Here is a 21,279-nt window from a genome sequence, read left to right as displayed (position 1 = left end):
GGAAGCGGGTGTACGGGGCCGGGGCATCGCCTCGGCCCCATTGCTGCGAGATCTCGATACGCTCGCTACTCGATCCTGACCCGCATCAACTCTCCTGCGAGCCCTCCACCCATGCGAGGTACTCGTCGGTGACCGTGCCGGTGATGTAGCGGCCGTCGAAGCAGCTCATGTCGAGATCCTCGACGTCGGAGCCCTCGAGGATCGCCGCTTTGAGGTCTTCGACCTCCTGGTACACGACGAAGTCGGCGCCCAGCTCCTCGGCGATCTCGGGGATCGTGCGGCCATGCGCGACGAGCTCCTGGCGTGAGGGCATGTTGATGCCGTAGACGTGGGGATAGCGCACGGGCGGAGCGGCCGAGGCGAAGGTGACGCTCTTGGCTCCGGCATCCCGCGCCATCTGGATGATCTCTTTCGACGTCGTGCCGCGCACGATCGAGTCATCGATGAGCAGCACGTTCTTGCCCTTGAACTCGCTCGACATCGCGTTGAGCTTCTGGCGCACGCTCTTCTTGCGCACCGCCTGGCCCGGCATGATGAACGTGCGGCCGACATACCGGTTCTTGTAGAACCCCTCGCGGTACTCGACGCCGAGTTTGCGGGCGACCTGCATCGCCGCCGGGCGCGATGAATCCGGGATCGGCATGACCACGTCGATCGCCTCGCGCGGCGTGTACCTGGCGATCGTGTCGGCCAGGCGCTCGCCCATGCGCAGGCGCGCCTCGTACACCGCGATCCCGTTCATGACCGAGTCGGGCCGCGCAAGGTACACGTACTCGAACGAGCACGGCACGAGCCGGGGATCGGTCGCGCACTGGCGGGTGTGCAGGTGCCCCTCGAGGTCGATGAAGACCGCCTCGCCGGGGTCGACATCGCGCACGATCTCGAACTCGCCGTTCTCGAGCACGAGCGATTCGCTCGTGACGACCCATTCGTAGTGGCCGTCGTCGTGCTTGCGCGTTCCCAGAATCAGAGGACGGATGCCGTAGGGATCGCGGAACGCCAGCAGACCGTAGCCGGCGATCAAGGCGATCGTCGCGTACGAGCCCTCGACGCGCTCGTGCACGCGGGTGACGGCCTGGAAGACCTGCTCCGGGTCGAGCTCGAGACCCGAGATGGACTCCTGCAGCTCGTGCGCCAGCACATTGACCAGCAGCTCCGTGTCGGAGCTGGTGTTGAGGTGACGGCGGTCCTTGTGGAAGAGCTCGGCGCTGAGCTCCCGCGTATTGGTGAGGTTGCCGTTGTGGACCAGCACGATCCCGTAGGGCGCGTTCACGTAGAACGGCTGCGCCTCCTCCTCGTTCGAGGCGGTGCCCTTGGTCGCATAGCGCACGTGGCCGAGCCCGATCTCGCCGAGCAGTCCGCGCATGTCGCGGGTGCGGAACGACTCGCGAACCTGACCGCGGGTCTTGTGCATGTGCACGGTGCCGCTGCGCTCGGCAGTCGAGATGCCGGTGGAATCCTGACCTCGGTGCTGCAGCAGGAGGAGGGAGTCGTAGATCTCCTGGTTGACGGGGCCTCGCCCGACCATCCCGACGATTCCGCACATGGGTGTTGCCTGCTTCGTTTGAGGTGTGAAACCGCGGTCAGTGAGCCGCGTCGCTCGCATAGGCGCCGACCAGGCGCACCGCGCCGCCGTCGACGCCCTTGGCGCCTTGGGCCCACGCGTCCCGAGGCTCGGCACGGCGCGCCAGCGCCGAGTCGAGAGGACGTGGGGACTCGAATGCGCCGTCGGGCCGGGGGTCGGTGTGCACCACGCCCACCTGCCACGTGGCGATGCCTTCGTGAGAGAGAGCGGATGCCGCGGCATCCGCCTTCTCGGCCGCCACGACCGCGAGGAACCCGATGCCGAGGTTCCACGTGCCCTCGGTCGATTCCAGGTCGAGATCGCCGAGATCGGCGAGCACGCGGAAGACGGGCGGCGGTGACCACGTCGACCGGTCGACCTCGACCCACGTGCCCTGTGGGAGCACCCGTGCCAGGTTCGCCGCGATGCCGCCGCCGGTGACGTGACTGAGGGCGTGCACGCGGTCGCCGTGGTCGGCGAGCAGTCGCAGCAGCGGCTGTGTGTACAGTCGGGTGGGCTCCAGCAGCGCCTCGCCCCACGTCGCGCCGTGCGTGCCGAGGTCGGCGGCGCGGTCGCCGTACTGGATGCCGGCGCCCGCGACGATGTGGCGAACGAGCGAGTAGCCGTTGGAGTGCAGGCCCGAACTGGCCAGGGCCAGCACGACGTCGCCCTCCTGGACGCGCTCCGCGCCGAGCACGCGCGACGCCTCGACGATGCCGGTGGCGGCGCCCGCCACGTCGTAGTCGTTCGGTCCGAGCAGGCCCGGGTGCTCGGCGGTCTCGCCGCCCACCAGTGCCGTGCCGGTCTCGGCGCAGCCGGCCGCGATGCCGCGGACGATGTCGGCGATGCGCTCGGGGAAGACCTTGCCGCACGCGATGTAATCGGTCATGAAGAGCGGCTTGGCCCCCACCACGACGATGTCGTCGACGACCATGCCGACCAGGTCGAGCCCGATCGTGTCGTGCTTGTCGATGGCCTGCGCGATCGCGACCTTCGTGCCTACGCCGTCGGTGCTGGTCGCGAGCAGCGGCTTGTCGTAGGCCTTGAACGCCGTCGCATCGAAGAGTCCTGCGAAGCCGCCGACGCCGCCGAGCACCTCGGGACCGTGCGTGCGCCGGACAGCCGATTTCATCAGCTCGACGGCGAGGTCGCCCGCAGCCGTGTCGACGCCGGCGGCGGTGTACGGGTTCACCGGCTCAGGGCGGGAAGGGGCGTCGCGTTCGGAGGAGGCCACGGCTACCAGCCTACCGGCGGCATGCCGGGCCGGATGCCGCGAGTCGGCGCCGTGCGAGGCAGGAGGCATCCGCCCCGGGGGCGGAGAGCCCGCGCCTAGAATGAGAGGCATGGGCAGCGCTGGGGCTCCGGAGTGGCTGATCCGCGAAGACGCCGGTCAGCCTGTGCTTCTGGCGCTCTATCTGCGCCAGGTTCTCGGCATCCGGTCTCCTGATGAACTCCCCCATCTGCGAGGGATCCCGCCGCGCGCGAACGACCGGGACGAAGAGGCTCAGGCACTGCTCGAGCGCCAATGGCGCGAGTACTGGGCGATGACGGTCGAGCCTCAGGCACACCCGGCCGAAGTGCCGCTGGACCTGATCGACGGCTTCGGCACGCTGCTGGCACTCCCCTCACGCGGGTCGGAGCAGCTGCGTTCCGCCGTCGCGCCGTTCGGGCCCGAGGCGCTGGCTTTCGCGCAATCGACCAACGCGCGGTATCGGCGCGACGCGACGCACGGCACCGGCACGGCCTACCGGGCCTACGCGAGCGCGATCGCCGAGTACGAGCGGCAGGTCGGCCGGCGCGCCCACTCGTTCGAGCTGAACGTGCAGGTGCTGCCGCTGACCCAGCGCGGGGTGTGGTGGATCGGGTCGCTCACGATCGCCGTCACCGATGGACTGCGAGGGGATGTCGCGGCCTTCGACGCCGCGATCCACCCGATCATCGCCGAGCTGGCCTGAACCTTCTCGCGCGGGTCAGTGACCGGAACCGTGGCCGTTCGTGCCGGGCTCGGGGTCGACGTGCACGGTCTCGTGGTCGACCGTGACCTCGCGGGTGCGCCCCTGCGAGCGACGGTCGAGGATGAGCGCGGCGACTCCGGCAAGCGCGATGCCGATCGGCACGCAGATGAGGGCGAGGAACCCGAACACCTGCCCCTGGGAGTACTCGACGCCGGTGTTGGGACTGGGGTCGGTCGTGCCGTTGAACGCGAACGTCAGGATCATCGCGACCAGCAGGCCCAGTGCCCCGCCGGCGATCAGGAAGACCGAGATCTTGGGTGCGCGACGCACGCGGACGGTCTCGATGCGGTCCTGGCTGTGCTCGGGCATAGCTCCATTGTCCCACTCCGGGCGACTTCCGGTCAGGCCGATGCCGCGCTTCTTCCCCACGGCGCACTGTCAGGGCCGCAGCGGAAGCAGGTCCGAGATGTCAGCGCGCGTGCCGGAGGCGTGGATGCGGCCGGCGGCCGCGGCATCCGTCCACTGCTCCTGGCCGGTGGCGAGCGCGATCCACGTCGCCGGGTCGGTCTCGACCACATTCGGCGGGGTGCCGCGGGTGTGGCGTGGGCCCTCGACGACCTGCACGGCGCCGAACGGCGGCACCCGCACCTCGACCGAGTTGCCCGGCGCCTTCTCGGCCAGCAGCTGCAGCAGGTACCGCACCGCGGTCGCGTTGTCGGTGCGGGCGGGGGTGACGGATGCCTCCGCCGCCGCACGCACCGCGCTCAGGGCCGAGCGGCCGTCGTCGGTCGATATTTTGCGCGCCACGCTCCCACGGTACGCCCGGGGTGACGCTGGGTAGGCTGGGCCGGGTGAAGATCCTGGTCCTCGGCTCGGGCGCGCGTGAGCACGCCATCATCCTCGCGCTGCGTGCGGAGGAGGCGGAGCACGAGATCTTCGCCGCCCCCGGAAACGCCGGCATCGCGCAGCATGCGCAGCTGGTCGCACTCGACGCCGAAGACCCGGCGGCGGTCACGAGTTTCGCGAACGAGAACCACATCGACCTCGTCGTGATCGGGCCGGAGGCCCCGTTGGTCGCGGGCGTGGCCGACGCCGTGCGGGAACGCGGCATCCCCGTGTTCGGTCCCGGCAAGGCCGCGGCGCAGCTCGAGGGTTCGAAGGCGTTCGCCAAGCGGATCATGGATGCCGCCGGTGTACCGACCGGACGGGCCGTGCGTGCCGCGAGCCGAGCAGAGGTCGAGGCGGCGTTCGACGAACTCGGTGCCCCGCACGTCGTGAAGGCGGACGGACTGGCAGCGGGCAAGGGCGTCATCGTCACCGACGACCGCGACGCGGCGCTCGCCCACGCCGAGGCCTATCTGCCGCTCGGCTCGGTGCTCGTCGAGGAGTTCCTCGCCGGTCCAGAAGTGTCGCTGTTCTTCTTGAGCGACGGCGACCACGTCGTGCCCCTCAGTCCCGCCCAGGACTACAAGCGCCTGCTCGACGGCGATGAAGGACCCAACACCGGTGGCATGGGCGCGTACTCGCCGCTGCCGTGGCTCTCGGAGCGGTTCGGCGGCGAGGACGAGTTCGTCGAGCTCGTCACCCGCGAGATCGCCGAGCCCGTCATCCGGCAGCTGGATGCCGAGGGCACGCCCTTCATCGGACTGCTGTACGCCGGCCTCATCCTCACCGATGCCGGGGTCAAGGTGATCGAGTTCAACGCGCGCTTCGGCGACCCCGAGACACAGGTCGTGCTGCCGCGGCTGGTCGACCCGCTGTCGGAGCTGCTGCTGGCCGCGGCATCCGGTCATCTCGAGGATCGGCCGCGCCCGGCGTTCGCCGAGGCCGTCGCGGTGACGGTGGTGCTCGCGAGCGAGGGCTACCCGGCGGCGCCGGTGACCGGCCGTTCCCTGACCGGACTGCACGCCGCGGATGCGGTCGACGGCGTGCACCTGGCGCATGCCGCCACCGCCGAGACCGACGGCGGGCTCGTCGCCACGGGCGGCCGCGTGCTCAGTGTGGTCGCACTCGGGACGACGTTCGCCGAGGCACGTGATCGCGCATACCGCGCAGTGGGCGAGATCGGCCTGGAGGGCGGCCAGCACCGCACCGACATCGCGGCGCGGGTGGTCGCGGAGCGCTGAGGCACCGCCGACACTCATCCGATCGGATGATGCGATTCCGGCCGCCCGGCCGAAGCCCCGGAATCGATCGGTCACGAGCATGGAGACATGGCTCAGACATCCCCGGAGGCGGACGCGAACGCGCCCCTGACCCGGCCTCACAGCCCGGCACGACCCCGACGCGGCCGCAGGGCGGAGTGGCTCGCACCCGCCGGCCTCATCGCTCTCAGCCTGGTCCCGATCCTGGCGGGAGCGATGCGGGTCACCAGCCTGACTGTCGGCGCGGACGTCACGCCGGAGAACGTCCGCTTCTTCGATTCCCCCGTGCCGGTGATCCTCCATATCGTCGGCTCCAGCGTGTACCTGGTGCTGGGGGCGCTGCAGTTCGCGCCGTCCCTGCGGCGGCGGCGCTGGCACCGCATCGCCGGGCGCATCCTCGTACCCGCCGGTCTCATTTCTGCACTGTCGGGACTGTGGATGACGATCTTCTACGCGATACCCGAGGCGATGAACGGTCCGGCACTCATCGTCATGCGACTGGTGTTCAGCACAGCGATGGCGGCGGCGATCGTCGTGGCCGTCGTCGCGATCCGGCGCGGCGATGTGTCCTCCCACAGTGCGTGGATGACGCGTGCCTACGCGATCGGCCTGGCGGCCGGGACGCAGGTGTTCACGTTCCTGCCCTGGACACTGGCCTTCGGGGCGCCGGGCCAGGCGATGCACTCGGTGCTGATGGGGCTCGGCTGGGCCATCAATCTGACGGTCGCCGAGATCGTCATCCGCCGGCGGGCGCGCCCCCGCTCGCGTCGCGCCGTCGGGCGTCCGGCCCGCGGCCACGCGCCTATCATGAGGGCATGACGAGCCCGGTCCGCGCGCTCTGGGACGCGCCTCCGGCCTCACCGGCCCCGCCGCGACGGGTCTGGCGCGACTGGGCGCTCGTCGGCGCGCTGGCACCGCTGATCCTGGTCGAGGCATCCGTCCGCCCCGACGTGGCATGGCGCTGGGTGTGGGCGGCGGTGCTGATCGCCCTCCTGCCGACGCTGCTGTGGCGGCGCGTGCGCCCCCTCACCATGATCGCGATCGCGTTCGCCATCGGCGCCGCGGCGGGAGTGGCCACGGGCAGCGACTCGCAGCTGTTCGCCACGGCGTACCTGCTCGTCCTGCCCTATGCGGTCTTCCGCTGGGGCTCGGGCCGCGCGATGGTGCTCGGTGGAGCGCTCGTGGCCGGCGGCATCCTCGTGTCGCTGACCGGCGCCCCTCCGCTCGGAGACGTCATCGGCGGGATCGCCGTTGCGGTCGCGACGGCGGCGCTGGCTCTGGCGTTCCGGTGGCGGGCCGGATCCCGGGCTCGGGAACTCGACCATGTGCGCCTGCGCGAGCGGGAACACCTCGCGCGCGATCTGCACGACACCGTCGCGCACCACGTGTCGGCCATCGCCGTCCAGGCTCAGGCAGGCACGGCGGTGGCGTCGGTGGATCCGGATGCCGCAGCCGAGGCGCTGCGCGCGATCGAGAGCGAGGCGACCCGCACGCTGCTCGAGATGCGGGCGATGGTGGGCGTTCTGCGCCGGCCGGGCGGCGAGACCGAACTCGCTCCGACGCCCGGGTTCACCGAGCTGCGCCGGCTCGAACGCTCCGGCGGCTCCGGTCCGGCCGTCGCCGTGCGCGTCGCGGGTGACACCGCGACCGTGCCGGCACCGGTCGCTGCAGTGGTGTTCCGGCTCGCCCAGGAGGCGGTCACCAACGCGCGGCGTCATGCGCGGAATGCGACCCGCGTGGACGTGGTGGTGCGTATCGAGGCGGACGGTGTACGGCTGGACGCACACGACGACGGGCTGGGCGCTGCATCCGCCCCGCCCGGCTTCGGCATCGTCGGCATGCGCGAACGTGCGGCGCTCCTCGGCGGCACCCTGGAAGCGGGCCCGGCGCCAGGGGGCGGCTGGCTGGTCGCGGCGTGGCTGCCGCGCAGGGAGCGGGCGACGTGACAGTGCGCGTGCTGATCGCGGACGATCAGGATCTGGTGCGAACGGGCCTGCGGATGATCCTCGACCTGCAGCCCGACATCGAGGTGGTTGCTGAGGCCGCCGACGGAGCCGCAGCCGTACGCCTCGCGCGAAGCATGCGCCCGGATGTCTGCCTCGTCGACATCCGGATGCCCGAGATGGACGGCCTGCAGGTGACGCGGGAGCTCGCCGGCCCAGGAGTGGCCGACCCGCTGCCGGTCGTCGTGATCACGACGTTCGACCTGGACGAGTACGTGTACGGCGCCCTGCGGGCCGGCGCGCGCGGCTTCCTCCTCAAGGACGCCGGTCCCGTGCTGCTCGGCGAGGCGGTACGGTCCGCCGCGCGCGGCGACGCGCTGATCGACCCGAACGTGACGGTGCGGCTGATCGAGACGTTCGCCGGGTCGGCCGGCGAAGGCCCCGCGCAGCCATCCAGCCCGCTCACCGGCCGCGAGGAGCAGGTGCTGGCCGCCGCGGCCCGGGGTCTCGGCAACACCGAGATCGGCCACGAACTGCATATCTCGCTCGGCACGGTGAAAACCCACGTGGCGAGCATCATGTCCAAGATCGGGGCGCGAAACCGCGTCGAGCTCGCGATCTGGGCCCACGAGCGAGGTCGCGCTCGGCGCTGACGCCGCGATCGTCCGATCACGGCGTCAGCGCCGGCGGATCGAGTCGGCGTCGTCAGGTCTGGCGGCGGATGAAGCGCATCAGCCAGGCGATCACGGCGATGACGATGATCACCAGGCCGATCCACAGCAGGAACTGCACCGCTTCGACGAGCACGCCGAACAGAAGAAGCACGATTCCGATGATGAGCAGGGTCACTGCGAGTGCGGTCATGGCTCCATGCTGGCGTAGCAGCACTGCGTGCTCCACTGGGTTGACAGACGGTCGCGATCGCGCAAAAGGGGGGCACGGTTGCACCCACGCGCCTCCGGGATAATGGGCGGGTGACGGACGCGAACCCCACTGCCCTCGACCTGCCCGGCTGGCGCCATGTCTACTCGGGCAAGGTGCGGGATCTGTACGTCCCCGCCGACACGGCCGATGACGCGCGTCCTGAGCGCATGCTCGTGGTGGCGAGCGACCGCGTGAGCGCATTCGACCACGTGCTGGAGCCCGGAATCCCGGGCAAAGGCGTGCTGCTGACCACGCTCAGCCTGTGGTGGTTCGATCGGCTCGCCGGCGCGGACGGCGGGCGCGGCATCCCGAACCATCTCGCCGCGTCGCACGTGCTGAACCTCGGAGTTGATGGCGAGGCCAACACCGCCGACGACGTGCAGAACCTGATTCCGGATGCCGTCACTGGGCGCGCCATGGTGGTGAAGAGCCTCGACATGCAGCCCATCGAGTGTGTCGTGCGCGGGTATCTCACCGGGTCGGGGTGGGCGGAGTACCGCGAGAACGGCACGGTCTGCGGCATCCCGCTGCCCGCCGGCCTGTCGAACGGCGACCGCCTTCCCGAGCCCATCTACACGCCCGCGTTCAAGGCGCCGATGGGCGAGCACGACGAGAACATCTCGTTCGAGCGCACCGTCGAGCTGGTGGGCGCCGAGCGCGCGGAAGAGCTGCGGGCCCTCTCGCTCGAGATCTACGCGCGAGCGGCGCGCACCGCCGAAGCCCGCGGCGTGATCCTGGCCGACACCAAGTTCGAGTTCGGCCTCGACGAGAACGGCGTCATGACCCTGGCCGACGAGGTGCTCACGAGCGATTCGTCGCGGTATTGGGATGCCGCGGCATGGTCGTCGGGCACGACGCCCGAGGAGCGCATGGCGAGCTTCGACAAGCAGATCGTGCGCGATTGGCTCGCCGCGAACTGGGACAAGAAGGGCGAGCCGCCGACGCTGCCGCAGGGCGTCGTCGAGCGCACCGCCGCGCGGTACCGCGAGCTGCTGGACCTGCTGACCTCCGCCTGACGCGGGGGCGCGAGGAAGCCACCCTTCGGCATGCTGCAGAGCCGCATGTCGAGGCGATCGCTCAACGCCCGCGCATCTCGCTCTGCACGCACGACGTCGGTCGTGAGCTACTCGCGCGATCTGCGACCCGCGATGCGTCCGGCGAGAAGCGCCAGGGCGAGCATCCCAAGCGTGAAGATGACCCAGCCCACGATGGTGACACGCGAGAGGACCACCGCTGAGCCGCCAGGGGTGAAGGTCGCATTCGCCAGCGGCTGGTAGGCGAACCAGCCGAAGGAGGCGACCCCCATCGGAGTGAGCAGTCCGATCGCGATCGGGTCGCACCTGCAACAGCGATCAGTGCCGCGCCCGCCATAGGAGTGCCGCTCGCCTACTTCTGCCAGCCATACGTCGACACTAGCTAGAGGCGGACGTCGAGCCGCCACCGGGCGGACCCCGGTCAGCTGCAACGCCGCTGGCGTCTGCCCACGAGGGTTCTTAGCTTAGAAGTGGCCGCTCGGTTGGCATCCGGCCCCGAGCGTCGAAGCTAAGGGAGCCAATGAGCTTACGCGCCCACCGTCTCGCTCTTGTCGTCGTCTCATCGCTTGCTCTCTGTGGATGCTCTGCAGCGACCAACCGCGAGGCGACGCCGCCGTCGGCCGAAGGAGTGATCGAGCTGGCCGTGTCCGAGACGTGCATTGAGGGGTCGGATCCGCAGTGCACCGCCGTCGGCGGCGATCACGTCATCGTTCCGTCTGAGTTCAAGCGAGCGGCTGTCGAGGATGCGGTGGTCAGCGATTCGCAAGAACAGAATGCTGTCGACGTCACCTTCACTTCTGAAGGGGCAGCGGTCGTCAATGAACTCACTAGTCGAGCAGCTCAGACCGGCGGCGAATCGCGCCTCTTGTTCAAGATCGGCGAGGAGGTTCGTGCCGCGGTTGTGGTGATGGAACCTCTCGACGGCGACCGAGTGACCATTGCACTCTCGCCGGAAGAAGACCCCTTAGAGGTCGTCGACCTGATTCGCGGCACCTGATCTCTGGCACGCAGCGGAGGAATCTGGTCGAGCTACCGCGGAACCTGCCAAAGGCTCGACGTCTGGACTTCCCGCTGACGCCTGCCCGCGGCACCCGTGGTCGCGCTCGTCAACCGAGGAGCATGTGCTCGAGGTTCTCGATCGGGCCGTACCAGCCCTGTTCGAGCACCCATGCCTGCAGCAGCCGATCCCAGCCGAGGGCCACGCCGAGTCCGACGAGGATGAGCAGACCGCCGACCACCCGGCGGAACACGCCGTGCGGGTCGGAGAGCCAGCCCAGGCGACGCACCAGCGCCGTGCCCGCCAGCGCGATCCCGAGCAGCGCCAGCGCGAGGCCGATCGCATAGGCCGAGACATAGAGCACCCCGGCGGCGAAGCTCGCCGGCAGCACCGTCGCGACGATCAAGGCGTACGTCGGGCTGCAGCTGCTGAAGGCGGGGCCGAGCGCCGCGCCCACCGCGATGTCGCCGGCGAGTCCGCCACGGCGATAGCCGCGATCGAGCAGGCGTCCGCCGCCGGCCTGCCATCCGGCGGCGACGGTGACCCGCTCCCACAGCCCCGGAAACAGCATGGCGACACCGAGCACGGCGACGATCGTGCCCGACGCGACCTGCCACACCCAGGCCGGCACGCCCAGCAGCGCCGTGGTCGCCTTGAGAAGGAGCGTGAACACCACCACCGAGATGGCGAGGGATGCCGCGATCACGAGCGGCCGGAACCATTGACGCTCGGCCAGCCGCGCCGTCGCCCCGGCACGCACGGCGGTTCCCCCGACGATCACCGGAAGAAGGGGAAGCACGCACGGCGCCAGCACCGTGAGCACTCCGGCGGCGAACGAGACGAGCGTCAGGGCGAGCATCAGCGGGTGAGTCCGAGACCGTCCAGGCCCGACTCGAGGGTGGGCTCGTCGTACGCGACGAAGACTGCCGTGGGGTCTGCAGCATCGTCGAGCGCGACGAGGGTGGTCTGGATCGTCACCCCGTACCGCTGACGCAGGTCCTGCCGGGAGTCGTAGTCCACCTTGAGCACGGTGACGCCATCAGGCACCCCGGAAGCGAGGATGTCGGCTTCGAGCGCGCGGCACTGCGGGCACCACGGCGCGTGGAAGAACAGCACGCGCGTACCCTCCGCCGCGGCGAGCTCGGCGTCGCCGTACTCGACGTACGCGCCCGGCGTCATCTCGCCGTCGTTCGCGGCCTGGTCGTCGGCGGGCATGCTGGGCTCCGGCGTCGCCGCATCGCTCGGCGCCGATCGGGATTCGGACGGCGCCGCCTGCGGCGTCTCGGCGGGGACGACCGGCGCCTCACCGCCGCCGAGCGACAGGGCGACCGCCGCGGCCACTCCCAGGGCCACCACCCCGCCGACGACGATCCCGACCACCGTGGCGCGCTTCATGTCCCCATCCTGCGCCCGTGCCCTCACGCGGCGGGAGCGGAAACGATGACGGTTCGGTGACGAAGTCGGTCAGGTGCTCGTCGTGATCCTCAGGCGTTCTTCATCGCCTTCAGACGCGCGAGGAGGACGGGGCCGGTGCGGTTGAGCATGTTCCCGCCGACGAGGACGCCCACGGCGAGCACCACCGTCCCGAGCACGATGCCGCCCGCGAAGGCGATCCAGCTCAGCACGGCGTTGTGCGTGAAGAACCCGATCGCGCCCACGATCACCGCGGGCGCCGACAGCAGGAGCGCCGCCAGCCAGATGCCGAAGAAGGCGAGCCCCTGCAGGAACGTCGAGCCCGGCACGCGCTTGAACGGGTTGTCGCCGGATGCCGCCACCGGCACGACGAGCTGCGCCGAGGTGACCGCGCACACGCCGTAGCAGACGAAGAGGATCGCGATCGACATGCCCAGGATGCCGGGGAACTGCTGCCACTGCCCCGAGAACGCGAACGGCAGGATCGCGGCGAGCAGCACGAGCGGCAATGCCACCGCCGCTGCGGCGAACGTGCGGCCGATCCGATCGGCGCGGCCCGAGGCGCCGGTGATCAGTTCGGTGCCGAACGCCGTCCCGTCGTACGAGATGTCGGCGTACACCACGATCCCGATCACGAAGGCGATGATCGGAGCCGAGAACGCGAGCGCCACGAACGGGTCGCCGTCGCGCGCGTAGAACCACAGCACCAGCGGCACCAGCGGCGCGCCCACGAGCTGCCGCAAGTACCGCGGGTCGCGCGTCCAGTACGTCAGCGCCCGCGCGAAGATCGCTCCCGCCGCCCCGGTGCGCACCCGGCCGAACCAGCCGAGCGCGCCCGGCTTCACCGCCGCAGCCGACGAGTGCCGCGGCCGCACGAGCGAGCGGGCGAGCGCCTTGCGCCACAGCAGCCACAGCACCGCGAGTGTCGCAAGCGCGATCAGCAGCTTGGCCGCCGCGGCGATCAGGTCACCGGCTGCGGCATCCGCAGGCACGGCCCACGCTGCTCCGAGCGGCGTCCAGCCGAGCACCGGCAAGATGTCCAGGAGCGCTCCGCCGCCCGCCGAGAGCCCCGTCGCGACGGCGGCGATGATGGGCCCGGCGAGGATGAGCGGGATGAAGATGAGGATGCCCGAGACCTCGCGGAAGCGCCGGCCGCTGCCGAAGCCCGAGGCGAGCGTCGCCACGGTGCGTGAGGCGACGACCGCCGTCAGAACGGCCAGCGGTGCGCTCACGACCCACGCCACGATCGCCGCGGGCCAGTGCACCCACGTCGCAATGGTCGCGAGGGTCGCCGCCGACGTGACGATTCCGGGGATGCCGCAGACACCCGCGAGGGTCAGTGCGACCATCATGCGCGCCTGCGACATCGGGAACACGACGAGGCGGTCGGGGTCGAGCGTCGTGTCGACGCCGAACGCGATGAGCGGGACGACCGCCCAGGCGAGTGTCACCAACGACCCCGCACCGACGATCACATTGGCGGCGAGGGCGAGATCGCCAAAGCCGAGGAAGACCAGCCCCACCACGATCGCGACCAGCAGGCCCAGCCCGTACAGCGCACCGAACACGAACCCGACCAGCTGCCAGGGACTGCGCATCAGCTGATTGCCGAGAACGCGGAACCGCAGCCTCAGGAGCGTCGCAACCATTCCGGCCCCTCCGTGTGGCGACGGCCCCCGACGAGCTCGACGAAGCGGTCCTGCAGCGACTCGCCGCCCCGCACGTCGTCCACCGTCCCGGCCACCAGCAGTCGCCCGGCAGCCACGATCGCGACGTGATCGCACATGCGCTGGACGAGGTCCATCGAGTGGCTCGAGACGATCACCGTTCCGCCGCCGGCGACGTACCCGGTGAGGATGTCCTGGATGTTCGCCGCAGACACCGGATCCACCGATTCGAACGGCTCGTCCAGCACCAGCAGTCGCGGGGCGTGCACGAGCGCGCACGCGAGCGCGATCTTCTTGGTCATTCCGGCCGAATAGTCGACGACCATGGTGCCCGCGGCATCCGTCATGTCCATCAGGGCGAGCAGATCGGCGGTGCGCTGCGCGATCTCGTCGTGGCTCAACCCGAAGAGCAGCCCGTTGTAGGTCACCAGCTGCTCGCCGGTGAGCCGGTCGAAGAGCTTCACGCCGTCAGCGAGGTTGCCGAGCATGGCCTTGGCCGTGACCGGGTCGCGCCACACGTCGACGCCGTGCACGAGGGCTTGTCCGGCATCCGGTGCCAGCAGTCCCGTGGCCATCGACAGGGTCGTGGTCTTGCCGGCGCCGTTGGGTCCGACCAGACCGAAGAACGACCCGGTCGGCACGCGCAGGCTGAGGTCGGCCACGGCGACCTTCTCGCCGAAGCGCTTGTGAAGGCCGCGCAGCTCGAGCGCCGCTGTGCCCGGGCCGGCCGTGCCGGGAGCGGCGACAGGCGGCACAGACGGCCCGGGATTCGCTGATTCGGTCACGTCTCTCCGTCGCATCGGGGTCTGGCGGGGCGCACCTTGGCCCGCACCCACCCTCTCGGATGCCGCTTGCCCGAGCAACTCGGCGCCCGAATCCCAGGGTGTCGTCGCGGGGCGGTGGCCGTTGCCCCCGACCTCACCGCGGCATAATCGGAGCAGTCGGCCGCACATGTCCAAGAGCTCCACCCACAGGGCGGCGAGGCGATCGCCGGATGAAGGAGAGTGTCATGACCGACGATGCCACGATGTCTGTGAGCGCCTCAGAGCCCCGGCGCCCCGCGATCACAGGGGCGTCACGGGTCGCCGACATCATCGTCTCGGTGGTTCTGATGCTGGCGGGGGCTGCCATCGTCGGGACCTTGGCGTTCTTCGCACCGTTCAACGTCATGCTCTCCGATACCTGCGGCACCGATGACTGCAATCTGGAGCTGTTCGGCGCCGCCTTGTACGCGGGGTGGTTCTTGCCGCCGATGGTGTACCTCGCAGCACTGGTGTGGGCGGTTGTCCGGATGACCCAGCGTCGGTGGTCGTGGTGGATTCCGCTCGCCGGATTGGTGGTCGCGCTCATCGTGTGGCAGGTCGCCTCGAATGTGATGGTCTCCAGCGTAGGAGGCTAGCGTCTTCCGACCGCGACCGTTCCGAAGGCAGGGACACGCGGGCTCCCCAGGCTCTCGGATGGCGCTTGCCCGAGGCGACGAGGCCCCCGGCTGCGGACCGCTATCGTGATTTCGCACCGTCACCCGAGCGCAAGGAGCGCGCATGCCACTGTGGACCCTTCACGGCAACGGCCGGACCGTCGAGCCGGGCGAGGTGGTGGCACCGGGTGAGCGCCTGAACTGGCCCGCCACGGTCGCGATCGGCGCGCAGCACGTCGTCGCGATGTTCGGCGCGACGTTCCTCGTGCCCGTGATCACCGGCTTCCCCGTGCCCACGACGCTGCTGTTCTCCGGCATCGGCACGCTGCTGTTCCTGATCATCACGCGCAACAAGCTGCCCAGCTACCTCGGTTCGTCGTTCGCGTTCATCGCGCCCGTGACGGCGGCGACCGCGTCGCAGGGCATGGGCTCGGCACTGGCCGGCATCGTCGCTGTCGGCATCCTGCTGGCCGCCGTCGGGTTCATCGTGCAATTCGCCGGCCTGGGCTGGATCGACAGACTCATGCCGCCCGTGGTCGCCGGGGCGATCGTCGCGCTCATCGGCTTCAATCTGGCGCCCGTCGCCTGGAGCAACTTCCAGCAGCAGCCGGGCACGGCGACCATCACACTGGTCGCGGTGATCCTCTTCAGCGTGCTGTTCCGCGGCTTCCTCGGCCGCATCTCGATCTTCCTCGGCGTGATCGTCGGATACGCGGCGGCGCTGCTCTTCGGCCAAGTCGACTTCACCGCCGTGGACGAGGCGGCGTGGGTGGGATTGCCCGAGTTCCACATCGCCGACTTCGCCTCGCCCGGCACGTGGGGCGTCATCGCGATGTTCCTGCCGGTCGTGCTGGTGCTCATCGCCGAGAACGTCGGCCACGTGCGGGGTGTCGCGACGATGACGGATGCCTCGGTCAACCAGCACACCGGGCGGGCGCTCATCGCCGACGGTGCGGCCACGACGCTGGCCGGCTTCTTCGGCGGCTCGGGCACCACCACCTACGGCGAGAACATCGGCGTGATGGCCGCCACCCGCGTGTACTCCACCGCGGCGTACTGGGTCGCCGGCGTCGTCGCGATCCTCCTCGCGATGTCGCCCAAGGTCGGCGCGATCTTCAACTCGATCCCCGCCGGCGTCCTCGGCGGCGTCACCACGGCGCTGTACGGGCTGATCGGCATCATCGGCATCAAGATCTGGGTCGACAACCGCGTGGACTTCTCGCGCCCCGTCAACCAGTACACCGGCGCGGTCGCCCTCGTGATCGCGATCGCCGGCTTCACGATGCAGTGGGGGGACTTCCAGCTCGGCGCGATCGTGATCGGCGCGGCCGCGGCGCTGCTGATCTACCACCTCGGCAACGCCGTGGCCCGCTGGCGCAAGACCGGGGCCGACGACGGCGGGCCGATCCCGGCCGTGGGCCCGCTGGGCGGCGACCCGCAGGACGGTCCTCGCTGACGTTGCCACCGCCAGCCTTCCCGCGCAGCCCAGGCCCGGCCATGTCCCACTTTCACACCGCTATGTCCCGATTTCGGGCGCAAGACCGGCGCTAAGCGACGGCAATCGGGACACGGTTCGTCGACGCGAGGAAGAATGACGGATGCCGCGGCATCCGTGCGGTCAGACCGACTCGCGGACCACCAGCTCGGTCTCGAGGATCGTGACGTGACGCGGATGCCGCCCCGCGAGCAGTTCGAGCAGGACCGATGCCATCCGTTCGCCCTGCGAGTAGGACGGCTGGCGGACGGTGGTCAGCTGAGGTGAGACGGATGTCGCCACCGGCGAGTCGTCGAAGCCCACGAGAGCGATGTCGTCGGGCACCCGCAGCCCGGCGGCGGCGAGAACCGACATCGCGCCCCGAGCCATGAGGTCGCTCGCGACGAAGATCGCGTCGGGACGCTCGCCCGACTCGAGGATGCGTCGCATGGCGTCAGCGCCGCCGTCGGCGGTGAAGTTCCCGTCCTCGACGACGCCTTCGGTCAGCCCCCACGCCGCGACCGCATCGCGGTAGCCCTGCAGCCGGTCGATGCCCGCGGGCATGTCGAGCGGGCCGGTGATGGTGCCGATGCGGCGGCGGCCGCTCTCGATCAGGTAGACGGTGGCGTCGTAGGCGCCTCGCACGTTGTCGACGTCGACGTAGTAGTCGCGTTCGCGCTCGCGCACCGGGCGTCCGCCGTAGACGACGGGCACGACGCTGGCGATGCGGTCGATGAACGTGTCGCTGGTGTGGTGCGACACCACGATCGCCCCGTCGACCGCTCCGCTGCGCACATAGCTGGTCGTCTTGTCGCCGGGGTCGTCGCTGGCGATGAAGAGGTTGAGCACGTAGTCGGACCGGCTCAGCCGCGCGTTGATGCCCGACACGATCGCCGCGAAGAACGGGTCACCGAAGAACCGCGTGGTGTCTTCGGGAACGATCAGGGCGATCGCGTGGGTCTGCCGGCTGGCGAGCGAACGGGCGGCGCGATTGGGCACGTAGTTGAGCTCGGCGATAGCGCGCTTGACCGACTCGAGCGCCTCCGGAGAGACGGCGCTCGAGCCGTTGACGACCCGCGAGACCGTCGACCGCGAGACGCCCGCTGCCGCGGCGACCTCCTCGATCGTGACGGCGCCGCGGTGTGCGTCCGTGTCCATCCCCGTGCTCCTCCTCGCGCTACGAGTTCGCCGGCCCGGAGGGCTCGATCGCTCGTGCGCCGATGATGCGACTGTATTCGCGTCCGCTGTCCTTCACGGTGCGAACCTGCGTGTCGTAATCGACCCGCACGATGCCGAAGCGCTTCTCGTACCCCCACGCCCACTCGAAGTTGTCGAGCAGCGACCAGTAGAAGTATCCCCGCACATCGGCACCGGCATCCACCGCGTCCAGGATCGCGCCCAGGTGGTCACGCACGAAGTCGACCCGGTCGTGGTCGTGCACGCGCGGCTCGCCGTCGACGACGAGCTCGTCGTCGAAGGCGGCCCCGTTCTCGGTGACGTAGAGCACCGTGCCGGCCGGCTGCGCGTACTCGTCCCACACGCGGGTCAGCAGGCGGGTGAGGCCCTCCGGCTGCACCTCCCAGTTCATCGGCGTGCGCGGCAGGCCTCGTTCGTGCCAGAAGATGCCCTCGTGCGAGGGGTACGGCGATGCGCCCGGCCGGTCGGTCGGGGCGTCGCCGGGCTTGGGCGGGTTCAGCGGCGGCGTTCCCCCGACGAGCTCACCGTGGTAGTAGTTCACGCCGAGCGAGTCGATCGGAGTGGAGATCGCCTCGAGGTCGCCAGGCTGCACCGCGGCTTCCCACGCGGTCATGGCCGCAGCATCCACCTTCCGGATGTCCGCCACGATGTCGGCGGGGTACTCGCCCCGGAAGACCGGGTCGAGGAACCAGCGGTTGAACTGGCCGTCGATGCGGCGCGCGGCGTCGAGGTCGGCAGGGGCGTTCGGATCGGCGGGGTCTGCCACCGTGAGGTTCAGCGTGATGCCGAGTGTGAGCGACTCGTCGCGTGCACGCAGCTCGCGCACCGTCTGACCGTGCGCGAGCAGCAGGTGGTGCGCCGCGAGCACGCCCTCTTCGACGCTGTAGTGGCCCGGCGCGTGGAGCCCGGCCGTGTAGCTGAGGAACGACGAGCACCACGGCTCGTTGAGCGTCGTCCACACGTTCACCCGGTCGCCGAGGGCATCGTGCAGATCGAGCGCGTACTCGGTGAACTTCTCGGCGGTGTCGCGGTTCGTCCAGCCGCCCTGCTCCTGTAGCGCCTGCGGCAGATCCCAGTGGTAGAGCGTCAACCACGGCAGGATGCCGGCGCCGAGCAGCTCGTCGACCAGGCGCTTGTAGAAGTCGACCCCCTGCGCATTGAGGGCGCCGCCGTCGGGTCGAACCCGCGACCACGACGTCGAGAAGCGATACGTCTGCAGGCCCATGTCTTTCATGAGGGCCACATCATCGCGATAACGGTGGTAGTGGTCGCACGCCACATCGCCGTTGTCGGCGTTGATGACGGCACCCGGCACGCGGCAGAACGCGTCCCAGATCGAGTCGCGGCGGCCGTCTTCGCGCGCAGCGCCTTCGATCTGGAAGGCGGCGGTGGCGGCCCCGAACAGGAAGTTCGAGGGGAACGGGCGCGAAGGCGCAGTCGTCATGAGGGCAGAGTCCTCTCGGGATGCGATGGTCATCTGTCTATCAGCCCTTGACCGCGCCGGCCATGATGCCACTGACCAGCTGCCGGCCCGCGAAGGCGAACAGCAGGATCAACGGGATCGTCGCCAGCAGCACTCCCGCGAGCACGATCGAGTAGTCGACGAAGTAGTTCGACTGCAGGAGCGAGAGGGCCACCGGCAGGGTGGGACTCTGCCGGTCGAGCACGATGAACGGCCAGAAGAACTGATTCCACGCCCCCACGAAGGTGAAGAGGAACAGCATGGCGGCCGCTGGACGGGCGGCGGTCACGCCCACCGTCCAGAACGTCCGGATCATGGAGGCGCCGTCGACCCGCGCCGCCTCGATCAGCTCGTCGGGCACCGTCTGCTGCAGGTACTGCGTCATCCAGAACACGCCGAACGCGCTGGTGAGCGCGGGGATGATGATGGCGCCGATCTGGCCCGTCCAGCCGAGGTCGGAGAACAGGATGTACAGGGGCACGACGCCGAGCTGCATCGGCACCGCCATGGTCGCCACCACGAAGGCCAGCAGCCACTTCCCGCCGGGGAAGCGGAGCTTGGCGAACGCCCAGCCCGCCAGCGTGGAGAAGAGCACGACGGATGCCGCGATCACGGTCGAGCTGAACAGTGAGTTCCACAGCGCGAGCCAGAAGTTCACGGCGGGGTCGCTCATGACCGACAGCGCGTTGTCGATGAAGTTGCCGCCGGGAAGCCACGACATATCCGAGTCGTTGATGGTCGAGGCATCCCCGGATCCGATGAGGAACGACCAGTAGAAGGGGAAGATCGCGGAGGCCACGACCACGCCGAGTCCGACGTACACCCAGACCCCGGCGCGGAGGCCCCGGATCTTGACGGTGCCCCGCCTGCGGCGACCGGCGTTCGGGATGTTCTCCTCGGCGACGGCGAGGGGCGGCGTGCTTATGGCGCTCACTGCGGGGCTCCCTTCCGGCGGCGACGAGGTCTGAGGACGCCACGGCCGCCCTCGTCTCGCACGAGGCTGCGGGTGATGACGAGGTTGATCAGGCCGATCGCGAGGATGATGACGAACAGAATCCAGGCCAGCGCGGCGGCGCGCCCGAAGTTGAACTCGCCCCAGCCGATGTTGTAGAGGTACAGGGTGATCGTCAGCCATTGGTTCGCTGCACCACCGCGCCCGAACGTGTCGAACATCCTGGGCTCGTCGAAGATCTGAAGCCCGCCGATCGTCGAGGTGATGATGACGAAGATCAGGGTCGGCCGCAGCGAGGGGAGCGTGATGCTCCAGAACTGACGGAAGGCATTCGCGCCGTCGACGGTCGCGGCCTCGTAGTACTCGCGGGGCACGGCCTGCATGGCGGCCAGCAGGATGAGTGCGTTGTATCCGGTCCAGCGGAAGTTGACCATCGTCGCGATGGCGACGTGGCTCCAGAACGGGTCCTTGTGCCACTGGATGGGGCTCAGCCCGAGGTCGGTGAGGATGTTGTTCACCAGACCGTGGTTGTCGCCGAACATGTTGCTGAAGATCAGGGCGACGGCGACCGGTGCCATCACATACGGCAGCAGCACGCTCATCCGCCAGAACGTCTTGGCGCGGATGTTGCGGTCGAGCATCGCGGCGATGAACATCGCGAGGATCAGCTGCGGCACCGAGGAGAGCAGGAAGATGCTGAAGGTGTTGCGAAGGGCGACCCAGAAGTCCGCCTGCGACAGGATCCAGATGTACTGGTCGAGGCCGACGAAGGTTCCCGAGTTGCGGACGAGGTCCCACTCCTGGAACGAGATGACTGCCGTGTACACGATCGGGAAGAGTCCGACGATCGCGAACAGGATGAAGAACGGCGAGATGTAGAGGTAGGGCGAGACCTTCAGATCCCAGCGACTCAGGCGGTGGGAGAAGGACAGCACGCGTGGCTGGCGATCGGTGGCGGGCCGGTCTACCGGTCCGGATGCCGTCGGGCGGGTGGCGGTCGATGTCACCGGTGGCTCCGATTCGGGTGTCGAGGGGGGGCGGGGAGGCGGAGTGCGCGCAGCCGGGGGGTTCCGCGCGCACTCCGCTCCTGTGTGGGATCGCAACCCGGCGAGAGGTCGCGATCGTCAATGTCAGCC

Annotated in this window: 23 protein-coding genes; 9 read left to right on the top strand and 14 right to left on the bottom strand. The window is 69.7% G+C overall.

Annotation, left to right across the window (positions count from 1 at the left end):
* Positions 1-85 precede the first annotated feature (85 nt).
* Both purF and purM read right to left on the bottom strand, forming a co-directional pair.
* Positions 86-1,546: an amidophosphoribosyltransferase gene (gene purF, locus K0817_RS18170; RefSeq protein WP_219983085.1), complete on the bottom strand. Its 1,461-nt coding sequence runs from the start codon at positions 1,544-1,546 to the stop codon at positions 86-88.
* A gap of 37 nt (positions 1,547-1,583) precedes the next feature.
* Positions 1,584-2,798: a phosphoribosylformylglycinamidine cyclo-ligase gene (gene purM, locus K0817_RS18165; protein WP_308211916.1), complete on the bottom strand. Its 1,215-nt coding sequence runs from the start codon at positions 2,796-2,798 to the stop codon at positions 1,584-1,586.
* A gap of 109 nt (positions 2,799-2,907) precedes the next feature.
* Here purM and K0817_RS18160 point away from each other — a divergent pair, with 109 nt between their 5' ends.
* Complete coding sequence (locus K0817_RS18160) at positions 2,908-3,519, top strand: zinc-binding alcohol dehydrogenase (RefSeq protein WP_219983084.1); 612 nt, start codon at positions 2,908-2,910, stop codon at positions 3,517-3,519.
* Between the two features lie 15 nt (positions 3,520-3,534).
* Here the strand turns inward: K0817_RS18160 and K0817_RS18155 are convergent, their stop codons facing one another.
* On the bottom strand, positions 3,535-3,888 hold the full coding sequence (locus tag K0817_RS18155; RefSeq protein WP_219983083.1) for a potassium transporter Trk: 354 nt from the start codon (positions 3,886-3,888) through the stop codon (positions 3,535-3,537).
* 69 nt (positions 3,889-3,957) lie between these two features.
* The gene (locus tag K0817_RS18150; RefSeq protein WP_219983082.1) at positions 3,958-4,326 is read right to left on the bottom strand and encodes a sterol carrier family protein; all 369 of its coding nucleotides are present in this window, start codon (positions 4,324-4,326) and stop codon (positions 3,958-3,960) included.
* A 44-nt stretch (positions 4,327-4,370) separates the two neighbouring features.
* On the opposite strand from K0817_RS18150, the gene purD reads away from it, so the two are divergent.
* From purD to K0817_RS18130, 4 genes are all read left to right on the top strand, one after another.
* A complete protein-coding gene (gene purD / locus K0817_RS18145) occupies positions 4,371-5,645 on the top strand; it encodes a phosphoribosylamine--glycine ligase (RefSeq protein WP_219983081.1) in 1,275 nt (424 codons plus the stop codon).
* A gap of 87 nt (positions 5,646-5,732) precedes the next feature.
* Positions 5,733-6,482: a DUF2306 domain-containing protein gene (locus K0817_RS18140; RefSeq protein WP_219983080.1), complete on the top strand. Its 750-nt coding sequence runs from the start codon at positions 5,733-5,735 to the stop codon at positions 6,480-6,482.
* Complete coding sequence (locus tag K0817_RS18135) at positions 6,479-7,609, top strand: sensor histidine kinase (protein ID WP_219983079.1); 1,131 nt, start codon at positions 6,479-6,481, stop codon at positions 7,607-7,609. The genes K0817_RS18140 and K0817_RS18135 overlap by 4 nt, the downstream gene beginning before the upstream one ends.
* Positions 7,606-8,259: a response regulator transcription factor gene (locus tag K0817_RS18130; protein WP_219983078.1), complete on the top strand. Its 654-nt coding sequence runs from the start codon at positions 7,606-7,608 to the stop codon at positions 8,257-8,259. Before K0817_RS18135 ends, K0817_RS18130 begins: the two co-directional genes overlap by 4 nt.
* Before the next feature lie 52 nt (positions 8,260-8,311).
* Here K0817_RS18130 and K0817_RS18125 read toward each other — a convergent pair whose 3' ends face one another.
* Positions 8,312-8,470, bottom strand: a complete 159-nt coding sequence (locus tag K0817_RS18125) for a hypothetical protein (RefSeq protein WP_219983077.1) — start codon at positions 8,468-8,470, stop codon at positions 8,312-8,314.
* A 110-nt stretch (positions 8,471-8,580) separates the two neighbouring features.
* On the opposite strand from K0817_RS18125, the gene K0817_RS18120 reads away from it, so the two are divergent.
* Entirely contained in the window at positions 8,581-9,546 is a 966-nt protein-coding gene (locus tag K0817_RS18120; RefSeq protein ID WP_219983076.1) for a phosphoribosylaminoimidazolesuccinocarboxamide synthase, read from the top strand.
* A gap of 107 nt (positions 9,547-9,653) precedes the next feature.
* Here K0817_RS18120 and K0817_RS18115 read toward each other — a convergent pair whose 3' ends face one another.
* Complete coding sequence (locus tag K0817_RS18115; RefSeq protein ID WP_219983075.1) at positions 9,654-9,836, bottom strand: hypothetical protein; 183 nt, start codon at positions 9,834-9,836, stop codon at positions 9,654-9,656.
* Between the two features lie 248 nt (positions 9,837-10,084).
* On the opposite strand from K0817_RS18115, the gene K0817_RS18110 reads away from it, so the two are divergent.
* A complete protein-coding gene (locus K0817_RS18110; RefSeq protein ID WP_253735495.1) occupies positions 10,085-10,561 on the top strand; it encodes a hypothetical protein in 477 nt (158 codons plus the stop codon).
* Between the two features lie 109 nt (positions 10,562-10,670).
* On the opposite strand, the gene K0817_RS18105 is transcribed toward K0817_RS18110, so the two are convergent.
* The 4 genes from K0817_RS18105 to K0817_RS18090 all read right to left on the bottom strand — a co-directional run bounded on the left by K0817_RS18105 (position 10,671) and on the right by K0817_RS18090 (position 14,441).
* Entirely contained in the window at positions 10,671-11,420 is a 750-nt protein-coding gene (locus K0817_RS18105) for a cytochrome c biogenesis CcdA family protein (protein WP_219983073.1), read from the bottom strand.
* Positions 11,420-11,956 carry a thioredoxin family protein gene (locus K0817_RS18100; protein WP_219983072.1) on the bottom strand — a complete coding sequence of 179 codons (537 nt, stop codon included), beginning with the start codon at positions 11,954-11,956 and terminating at the stop codon, positions 11,420-11,422. The genes K0817_RS18105 and K0817_RS18100 overlap by 1 nt, the downstream gene beginning before the upstream one ends.
* A gap of 89 nt (positions 11,957-12,045) precedes the next feature.
* A complete protein-coding gene (locus K0817_RS18095) occupies positions 12,046-13,623 on the bottom strand; it encodes a hypothetical protein (RefSeq protein ID WP_219983071.1) in 1,578 nt (525 codons plus the stop codon).
* On the bottom strand, positions 13,605-14,441 hold the full coding sequence (locus K0817_RS18090; RefSeq protein ID WP_301340067.1) for an ABC transporter ATP-binding protein: 837 nt from the start codon (positions 14,439-14,441) through the stop codon (positions 13,605-13,607). The genes K0817_RS18095 and K0817_RS18090 overlap by 19 nt, the downstream gene beginning before the upstream one ends.
* Before the next feature lie 44 nt (positions 14,442-14,485).
* Between K0817_RS18090 and K0817_RS18085 the strand changes: the two genes are divergently transcribed.
* Positions 14,486-15,040 carry a DUF6264 family protein gene (locus K0817_RS18085; protein WP_301340066.1) on the top strand — a complete coding sequence of 185 codons (555 nt, stop codon included), beginning with the start codon at positions 14,486-14,488 and terminating at the stop codon, positions 15,038-15,040.
* A 142-nt stretch (positions 15,041-15,182) separates the two neighbouring features.
* Positions 15,183-16,514 carry a uracil-xanthine permease family protein gene (locus K0817_RS18080; protein ID WP_219983069.1) on the top strand — a complete coding sequence of 444 codons (1,332 nt, stop codon included), beginning with the start codon at positions 15,183-15,185 and terminating at the stop codon, positions 16,512-16,514.
* 162 nt (positions 16,515-16,676) lie between these two features.
* Here the strand turns inward: K0817_RS18080 and K0817_RS18075 are convergent, their stop codons facing one another.
* From K0817_RS18075 to K0817_RS18060, 4 genes are read right to left on the bottom strand one after another with little or no spacing between them, the layout of a single operon-like run.
* On the bottom strand, positions 16,677-17,690 hold the full coding sequence (locus K0817_RS18075; RefSeq protein ID WP_219983068.1) for a LacI family DNA-binding transcriptional regulator: 1,014 nt from the start codon (positions 17,688-17,690) through the stop codon (positions 16,677-16,679).
* Positions 17,691-17,709: 19 nt separating this feature from the next.
* On the bottom strand, positions 17,710-19,173 hold the full coding sequence (locus K0817_RS18070) for a glycoside hydrolase family 1 protein (protein WP_253735493.1): 1,464 nt from the start codon (positions 19,171-19,173) through the stop codon (positions 17,710-17,712).
* A gap of 40 nt (positions 19,174-19,213) precedes the next feature.
* Positions 19,214-20,125: a carbohydrate ABC transporter permease gene (locus tag K0817_RS18065; RefSeq protein WP_219983066.1), complete on the bottom strand. Its 912-nt coding sequence runs from the start codon at positions 20,123-20,125 to the stop codon at positions 19,214-19,216.
* Positions 20,122-21,150 carry a carbohydrate ABC transporter permease gene (locus tag K0817_RS18060; protein WP_219983065.1) on the bottom strand — a complete coding sequence of 343 codons (1,029 nt, stop codon included), beginning with the start codon at positions 21,148-21,150 and terminating at the stop codon, positions 20,122-20,124. Before K0817_RS18060 ends, K0817_RS18065 begins: the two co-directional genes overlap by 4 nt.
* Between the last annotated feature and the right edge of the window lie 129 nt (positions 21,151-21,279).

It is taken from the genome of Microbacterium sp. HD4P20 (assembly GCF_019449275.2).
Lineage (GTDB): Bacteria > Actinomycetota > Actinomycetes > Actinomycetales > Microbacteriaceae > Microbacterium.
This window is presented reverse-complemented; position numbering and strand designations above follow the sequence as displayed.

Coding starts and splice junctions, on each gene's coding strand:
- K0817_RS18140 (WP_219983080.1), top strand. CDS start 5,733: ATGGCTCAGACATCCCCGGAGGCGGACGCGAACGCGCCCCTGACCCGG.
- K0817_RS18155 (WP_219983083.1), bottom strand. CDS start 3,888: ATGCCCGAGCACAGCCAGGACCGCATCGAGACCGTCCGCGTGCGTCGC.
- K0817_RS18095 (WP_219983071.1), bottom strand. CDS start 13,623: ATGGTTGCGACGCTCCTGAGGCTGCGGTTCCGCGTTCTCGGCAATCAG.
- K0817_RS18110 (WP_253735495.1), top strand. CDS start 10,085: ATGAGCTTACGCGCCCACCGTCTCGCTCTTGTCGTCGTCTCATCGCTT.
- K0817_RS18085 (WP_301340066.1), top strand. CDS start 14,486: ATGCCGCTTGCCCGAGCAACTCGGCGCCCGAATCCCAGGGTGTCGTCG.
- K0817_RS18160 (WP_219983084.1), top strand. CDS start 2,908: ATGGGCAGCGCTGGGGCTCCGGAGTGGCTGATCCGCGAAGACGCCGGT.
- purF (WP_219983085.1), bottom strand. CDS start 1,546: ATGTGCGGAATCGTCGGGATGGTCGGGCGAGGCCCCGTCAACCAGGAG.
- K0817_RS18100 (WP_219983072.1), bottom strand. CDS start 11,956: ATGAAGCGCGCCACGGTGGTCGGGATCGTCGTCGGCGGGGTGGTGGCC.
- K0817_RS18080 (WP_219983069.1), top strand. CDS start 15,183: ATGCCACTGTGGACCCTTCACGGCAACGGCCGGACCGTCGAGCCGGGC.
- K0817_RS18070 (WP_253735493.1), bottom strand. CDS start 19,173: ATGACGACTGCGCCTTCGCGCCCGTTCCCCTCGAACTTCCTGTTCGGG.
- K0817_RS18075 (WP_219983068.1), bottom strand. CDS start 17,690: ATGGACACGGACGCACACCGCGGCGCCGTCACGATCGAGGAGGTCGCC.
- K0817_RS18125 (WP_219983077.1), bottom strand. CDS start 8,470: ATGACCGCACTCGCAGTGACCCTGCTCATCATCGGAATCGTGCTTCTT.
- K0817_RS18115 (WP_219983075.1), bottom strand. CDS start 9,836: ATGGGGGTCGCCTCCTTCGGCTGGTTCGCCTACCAGCCGCTGGCGAAT.
- K0817_RS18135 (WP_219983079.1), top strand. CDS start 6,479: ATGACGAGCCCGGTCCGCGCGCTCTGGGACGCGCCTCCGGCCTCACCG.
- K0817_RS18105 (WP_219983073.1), bottom strand. CDS start 11,420: ATGCTCGCCCTGACGCTCGTCTCGTTCGCCGCCGGAGTGCTCACGGTG.
- K0817_RS18090 (WP_301340067.1), bottom strand. CDS start 14,441: ATGCGACGGAGAGACGTGACCGAATCAGCGAATCCCGGGCCGTCTGTG.